The following is a 1,837-nucleotide window of genomic DNA, read 5'->3' on the forward strand; positions in this document are numbered from 1 at the left end:
GAAACACCGTAGGAGGCGCATAGAGATGCCCACCATCAAGTCCTTCGCCATCGGCAACGGCGATATGTACTACATCCGCCACGGCAGCGACAACTTCACCATTATCGACTGCTCACTGCCGCCTGAGCGGGCCGGCAGCATCTTGACGGAGATTGCGACCCAGTCAAAGGGGAAGGGATGCCTCCGATTCATCTCAACCCATCCCGATCAAGACCACATTGGCGGCTTGGCCGAACTCGATGATCACATCAGTATAAGGAACTTCTACTGCGTCAAGAACGAAGCGACCAAGGACGACCCGACCGACGACTTCAAACACTACTGCAGCCTGCGTGACGACGCTGAGAAAGCCTTTTATATCTACAAGGGATGCACGCGACGGTGGATGAATCAGAGCAACGAGGAGCGCGGCTCGGCTGGGCTCAACGTGCTGTGGCCGATCACTTCAGACCCCGATTTCCGGAGCGCCTTGGCTGATGCCGCCGCCGGCATGTCGCCAAACAATATCTCCTGCATCTTGCAGTACTCAGTTGACGATGGCCCCCGAATGCTGTGGATGGGCGATCTCGAGACTGACTTCATGGAGAAGATCGAGAGCAAGGTGGCCATCCCCAAGGTAGACGTCCTGTTCGCCCCACATCACGGCCGAACGTCAGGCAAGGTGCCGAGGGGGTGGCTGGAAGAAATGGATCCGGGGCTAGTGGTAGTCGGCGAGGCACCGTCGGAGTACTTGGACTATTACAACGGCTACAACACCATCACCCAAAACTCCTGCGGCGATATTCTGTTCGATACGGATACCAACAAAATGCACATCTATGTCGGCGATCACGCCTACGGCGTTAACTTCCTCCATAACGAGGGCCGCGACCACAGCCATGGCCTGTATTACATCGGCACTCTTGAGTGTCGGGCGCGCTGACGCCATCGGGAGGTCGACGTCATGAGTCTGCTGCAGCAGATTACCGATCGATACAACCGGAACGCGCGGCTCCTGCCCGCCGCGCTTATGGTTCTGCCGGTTTTTGTCCTCGCTGTGACGGCCATACCCGTTGCTGTGACGGTCTGGACGAAAGTAGCTGGGCTTGCCGCGTTCTGCCTGCCGTTCGCTGCCTCGCAAGCCGTCCGCGATCGAGGACTTCGAGTCGAGCCCCAGTTGTTCCGCGCCTGGGGCGGCCGGCCATCAGAGAACATGCTGCGATGGCGTGCAGCTTCGACCAAGTCGGCTGTGGCTCGCCGACATCAGCTGGTGGCCACGCATCTCGGTATCGCGCTGCCTGACGAGACGACTGAGGCCGCTGATCCAGCAGAAGCCGACGAGCTCTATGCCACCGCCACGGCCGCGTTGCGAGAAAGAACCCGGGATAGGTCGCGCTTCCCCTTGGTGTTCGAGGAAAACATCGCATACGGATTCCGTCGCAACACTTACGCCTGTCGCCTTCCGGCCATTCTTATTTGCGGCCTGGCAGCGCTGGTCATGATGGTGCTCGCCTGGTTGTCACTGGTACCACTCGGCTGGGAGCAGCAGACAGGCCTGATCAGCTTCGACGCTCTAGCGGCTGTTGGGTGGTGGCGATTGTGCACCCAGGCGGCAGTCCGGCGCGCAGCAGAGAAGTACGCGGGTCAACTGTTCTTGTCGCTGGAAACACTAGGCACGGAGCCGCAGCAGACTCAGCTCGGCCCCACCTGATCACCTAAGGTCGAGTAGCCGGGAGGGGTCTCACCTCCCGGCTCTCACAGATCTGGGCGTAACACCTGGCAGGTAAGCGCGCTGACACCAGCGGAGCACACGTCACCGATCGTCCCCTCCGACCCACCTCCCTGTCAGCCGGAACAA

General features: G+C 60.0%; 2 protein-coding genes. Both read left to right on the top strand.

Annotated elements, in window-relative coordinates; translation table 11 throughout:
• The first annotated feature begins 25 nt into the window (after positions 1-25).
• On the top strand, positions 26-922 hold the full coding sequence (locus FXF52_RS40920; RefSeq protein ID WP_148805002.1) for an MBL fold metallo-hydrolase: 897 nt from the start codon (positions 26-28) through the stop codon (positions 920-922).
• 21 nt (positions 923-943) lie between these two features.
• On the top strand, positions 944-1,690 hold the full coding sequence (locus FXF52_RS40925) for a hypothetical protein (protein ID WP_148805003.1): 747 nt from the start codon (positions 944-946) through the stop codon (positions 1,688-1,690).
• Positions 1,691-1,837: the final 147 nt, after the last annotated feature.

The organism is Micromonospora sp. MP36 (assembly GCF_008119785.1).
In the GTDB taxonomy this organism is placed as follows: Bacteria; Actinomycetota; Actinomycetes; order Mycobacteriales; family Micromonosporaceae; genus Micromonospora.